Here is a 4,807-nt window from a genome sequence, read left to right as displayed (position 1 = left end):
GGGGAACAAAGGGGAAAAGGGGGGAGCAGGAGAAGAGCGGGACTGGAGGGCCGGGGGGTCCGTCCAGTCCCGCTTTTCGTGTAGGGAGAGCGGGGTCCTACGCGGCCGTCCGCGTCTGTGCGACCCGCCCCGCGGCCGCCGCGGCCAGCCGCCCGAGGGCCTCGTCCCGGTCGCAGGGATACGCGCCCAGTGCCGTCTGCTGGGCCACGATCGAGCGCTCCAGGCGCATCAGGCGCCAGCCGCGGCGCAGCAGGAAGGCGACGGACTTGCGGCCCTCCCTCAGATCGCGCAGAAAGCGGCGGCGGAAGGTGGTGAGCGGGCCTCGGCTGAGGCAGATGGCGTCGGCCAGGACGCCCGCCTCGCGGCAGCGCAGGACGATCTCCGCGGCGAAGATGCCCTCCGCGATGAACACCGGAGTCCGCCCTATGGCGAGGGTCTCCGTGCCGGTGCGGGCGCTCAGGGAGATGTCGTACGCCGGGACGGTCGTCGAACCCGTGCGGCACAGCTCCTCGATGGCCGCGACCGCGTCGTCCGCGCTCCAGGACAGAGGATGGTCCCAGTCGATGTCCGAACTCCCCGCCACCTGCGGCAGTGTCGGGTCGTCGCCCTCCTTGTAGAAGTCGTCCAGCCGGAGCACGGGCAGGCCGGAACGGGCGGCGAGAAGGGACTTGCCGGACCCGGACGGGCCGGACAGCAGGACGACTCGGGTCGGTGTCGGAGGATGCGAACTCACGAGAGTCCAGTGTGAGGCATCGCGCGGCTCCCGCCGAGAGGGCGGGTCGCCGTTGGAGCGGACATCACATCTCAACTACCCTACGTGTTCATCTGTTTACTTTCAGCAGCAGAAGGTGGCACAAGCGATGGCACGACACTCGGCTCCCCGCCCCTCGACCGTCCGGCGCGCGGTGCTGGCCCTCACGACTGCGGGACTCGGCCTCGGTGCGGGCGCCACGGCGACCGCCGCCGACGCGGGACCCGGCCAGGACCCGGTGTTCACCCGGCCCGTGGCCCTCGGCAGGATCGAGCCCGCGGCCGGGGCCGAGGCCGTGACGAAGTCCGTGCGGCACGTCACCAGCCCGGTCGGGCGCCTCAAGCCCAACCCGCTGGCGGGTACGGGCGTCGACCCGCTCGACAACGGCGTCGGCACGCAGGTCGCCGACTTCAAGCCGGTGACGTCCCGGGCCGTGACGCGTCCCGTGGCCCAGGCGCCGTCGGTGAGCGGCATTCCGCTGCTGGGGCAGATTCCGGGGCTGCTCCACGGTTGACGGCCGACCGGGGCGGGGAGCCCGTCCCCGCCCCGAGCCCCGTTCAGGGGCGCTCCGCGTCAGTACGACGAGCCGGACGCGCCCAGTGACCCCGTCGGGTGCCAGACCGTCTTCGTCTCCAGGAACGCGGTCATGCGCTCGATGCCCGGGGTCGCGAACCAGTCGATTCCGTCGGCGTTGTCCACAGGCTGTGGACGGAGAACTCGCTTCAGGTTGTCCGCCGCCGCGATCTCCAGTTCCTTCGCGAGTACGTCATCGGCGCCCGCGAGATCGATCGCGTTGACGTCCTGGTGTGCCGCGAGGGGTGCCGCGATCTCCGCCGTACGGCCCGACAACACGTTGACGACACCGCCGGGCACGTCGGAGGTGGCCAGCACCTCGCCCAGCGACAGGGCCGGCAGCGGGGACCTCTCGCTCGCGATCACGACCGCCGTGTTGCCGGTCGCGATCACGGGGGCGATGACGGACACCAGGCCCAGGAACGACGACTCCTGCGGGGCGAGGACCGCGACCACACCGGTCGGCTCCGGGGAGGAGAGGTTGAAGAACGGACCCGCGACAGGGTTGCCACCGCCCACCACCTGGGCGATCTTGTCCGTCCAGCCCGCGTACCAGACCCAGCGGTCGATCGCCGCGTCCACCTGTACCGTCGCCTTCGGCTTCGACAGGCCCTCGGCGTCGGCGACCTCCTGGACGAACTGCGCCTTGCGGCCCTCCAGCATCTCCGCCACGCGGTAGAGGACCTGGCCGCGGTTGTACGCCGTCGCGCCGGACCAGGCGCCGAACGCCTTGCGGGCGGCCACGACCGCGTCACGGGCGTCCTTGCGGGAGGAGAGGGGCGCGTTCGCCAGCCACTTGCCGCTCGGATCTGTCACCTCGTACACCCGGCCGCTCTCGGAACGCGGGAACTTCCCGCCGACGTACAGCTTGTAGGTCTTGAAGACGCTCAGGCGCTGCGGCTCCGCCTTCTCGGTGTTCTTGGGGTTCTTGGGCTTCTCAGACATCGAGGTACGCCTCCAGGCCGTGGCGGCCGCCCTCGCGGCCGAAGCCCGACTCCTTGTAGCCGCCGAACGGCGAGGTCGGGTCGAACTTGTTGAACGTGTTGGACCAGACGACACCCGCGCGGAGCTTGTTCGCGACCGCGAGGATGCGGGAGCCCTTCTCCGTCCAGATGCCGGCGGAGAGGCCGTACGGGGTGTTGTTGGCCTTGGCGACCGCCTCCTCCGGAGTGCGGAAGGTCAGGACCGACAGCACCGGGCCGAAGATCTCGTCGCGGGCGATGGTGTGCGCCTGGGTGACGTTCGTGAAGAGCGTCGGGGCGAACCAGTAGCCGGCGGACGGCAGTTCGCAGGCCGGGGACCAGCGCTCGGCGCCCTCCGCCTCGCCCTGCTCGGCGAGTGCGGTGATCCGGGCCAGCTGCTCCGCCGAGTTGATCGCGCCGATGTCCGTGTTCTTGTCGAGCGGGTCGCCGAGGCGGAGCGTGGAGAGCCTGCGCTTCAGGGAGTGGAGCAGCTCGTCCTGGACCGACTCCTGGACCAGCAGGCGGCTGCCCGCGCAGCAGACCTGGCCCTGGTTGAAGAAGATGCCCGTCACGATGCCCTCGACGGCCTGGTCGATCGGGGCGTCGTCGAAGACGATGTTGGCGCCCTTGCCGCCGAGTTCCAGGGTGAGCTTCTTACGGGTGCCGGCGACGGTCCGCGCGATCTCCTTGCCGACCGCCGTGGAACCGGTGAAGGCGACCTTGTCGACGTCCGGGTGCGCGACGATCGATGCGCCCGCGTCGCCGTATCCCGGAAGGATGTTGACGACGCCCCTGGGCAGGCCCGCCTGACGGCAGATGTCCGCGAAGAACAGCGCGGAGAGAGGGGTCGTCTCCGCGGGCTTGAGGACCACCGTGTTCCCCGCCGCCAGGGCCGGGGCGATCTTCCACGCCAGCATCAGCAGCGGGAAGTTCCACGGGATGACCTGGCCGGCCACGCCCAGCGGCCTCGGGTTCGCGCCGAAGCCGGCGTGGCCGAGCTTGTCGGCCCAGCCCGCGTAGTAGAAGAAGTGGGCCGCGACCAGGGGGAGGTCGGCGTCCCTCGTCTCCTTGATGGGCTTGCCGTTGTCCAGCGTCTCCAGGACCGCCAACTCGCGGCTGCGCTCCTGGATGATGCGGGCGATACGGAACAGGTACTTGGCGCGCTCGGAGCCGGGCAGCGCCGACCATTTCTCGAACGCCTTGCGGGCGGCCCCGACGGCACGGTCCACGTCCTCGGAACCGGCCTGGGCGACCTCGGAGAGGACCTCCTCGGTCGACGGCGAGACGGTCTTGAAGACCTTGCCGTCAGCCGCCTCCGTGAACTCGCCGTCGATGAACAGGCCGTACGAGGGCGCTATGTCGACGATCGCGCGGGACTCGGGTGCCGGTGCGTACTCGAACGCGGATGGCCGCTTGTCCATGCTTGATGACTGCTTGTCTGCGCTTGATGACCGCTTGTCCATGTTGTTCGCGTTGTCCGTGCTCATGGTGATCAGTCCACCGTCACGTAGTCGGGGCCGGAGTAGCGGCCGGTGGCCAGCTTCTGACGCTGCATGAGCAGGTCGTTCAGGAGCGAGGAGGCGCCGAAGCGGAACCAGTGGTTGTCCAGCCAGTCCTCGCCGGCCGTCTCGTTGACCAGGACCAGGAACTTGACGGCGTCCTTGGAGGTGCGGATGCCGCCGGCCGGTTTCACCCCGACCTGTACCCCGGTCTGCGCCCGGAAGTCGCGCACCGCCTCCAGCATGAGGAGGGTGTTCGCCGGGGTCGCGTTCACCGCCACCTTGCCCGTCGAGGTCTTGATGAAGTCGGCACCGGCCAGCATGCCGAGCCAGGAGGCGCGGCGGATGTTGTCGTAGGTGGAGAGCTCGCCGGTCTCGAAGATGACCTTCAGGCGGGAGCTCGTCCCGCAGGCCTCCTTCACGGCGACGATCTCGTCGTACACCTTCATGTAGTCGCCCGCGAGGAACGCCCCGCGGTCGATCACCATGTCGACCTCGTCCGCGCCCGCGGCCACGGCGTCGCGCACGTCGGCCAGCTTCACCCCCAGCGCGGCGCGCCCCGCCGGGAACGCCGTGGCCACCGAGGCGACCTTCACGTCCGAACCCGCGACGGCCTCCTTGGCGACGGTCACCATGTCGGGGTAGACGCAGACCGCGGCCGTCGACGGCGCCGTACGGTCGGTCGGGTCGGGGCGGACCGCCTTGGCGCCGAGCGCCCGGACCTTGCCCGGGGTGTCCGCGCCTTCCAGCGTCGTCAGGTCGACCATCGAGATGGCGAGGTCGATCGCGTACGCCTTCGCGGTCGTCTTGATGGAGCGGGTACCGAGCGAGGCGGCGCGCGCCTCCAGGCCGACCGCGTCGACGCCGGGCAGTCCGTGGAGGAAGCGGCGCAGCGTGCTGTCGGACGCGGTCACATCGGTGAGTGCGTGCGAGGCAGGTGCATGGATGGGCATGGTCACCAGGTGAGCATATCTACGCGCGTAGCGGCTGTACAGCCCTGAGGGGTGGAGCGGGATGGGGGG

At 70.2% G+C, this 4,807-nt stretch carries 5 protein-coding genes; 1 reads left to right on the top strand and 4 read right to left on the bottom strand.

Annotated features, from left to right (window positions below):
* Positions 1 to 97: 97 nt before the first annotated feature.
* Positions 98 to 733, bottom strand: a complete 636-nt coding sequence (locus FPZ41_RS44830) for a uridine kinase family protein (RefSeq protein ID WP_131572089.1) — start codon at positions 731 to 733, stop codon at positions 98 to 100.
* Positions 734 to 860: 127 nt separating this feature from the next.
* On the opposite strand from FPZ41_RS44830, the gene FPZ41_RS44825 reads away from it, so the two are divergent.
* Complete coding sequence (locus FPZ41_RS44825) at positions 861 to 1,265, top strand: hypothetical protein (RefSeq protein ID WP_152870480.1); 405 nt, start codon at positions 861 to 863, stop codon at positions 1,263 to 1,265.
* 59 nt (positions 1,266 to 1,324) lie between these two features.
* Here the strand turns inward: FPZ41_RS44825 and FPZ41_RS44820 are convergent, their stop codons facing one another.
* The 3 genes from FPZ41_RS44820 to deoC form a co-directional block, all read right to left on the bottom strand.
* Positions 1,325 to 2,269 carry an aldehyde dehydrogenase family protein gene (locus FPZ41_RS44820; protein ID WP_152870478.1) on the bottom strand — a complete coding sequence of 315 codons (945 nt, stop codon included), beginning with the start codon at positions 2,267 to 2,269 and terminating at the stop codon, positions 1,325 to 1,327.
* The gene (locus tag FPZ41_RS44815; RefSeq protein WP_152870484.1) at positions 2,262 to 3,707 is read right to left on the bottom strand and encodes an aldehyde dehydrogenase family protein; all 1,446 of its coding nucleotides are present in this window, start codon (positions 3,705 to 3,707) and stop codon (positions 2,262 to 2,264) included. The genes FPZ41_RS44820 and FPZ41_RS44815 overlap by 8 nt, the downstream gene beginning before the upstream one ends.
* A gap of 71 nt (positions 3,708 to 3,778) precedes the next feature.
* On the bottom strand, positions 3,779 to 4,738 hold the full coding sequence (gene deoC, locus FPZ41_RS44810) for a deoxyribose-phosphate aldolase (RefSeq protein WP_152870482.1): 960 nt from the start codon (positions 4,736 to 4,738) through the stop codon (positions 3,779 to 3,781).
* Positions 4,739 to 4,807: the final 69 nt, after the last annotated feature.

Origin of the sequence: Streptomyces acidicola, from assembly GCF_009377235.1 — a bacterium.
Classification (GTDB): Bacteria; Actinomycetota; Actinomycetes; order Streptomycetales; family Streptomycetaceae; genus Streptomyces; species Streptomyces acidicola.
This window is presented reverse-complemented; position numbering and strand designations above follow the sequence as displayed.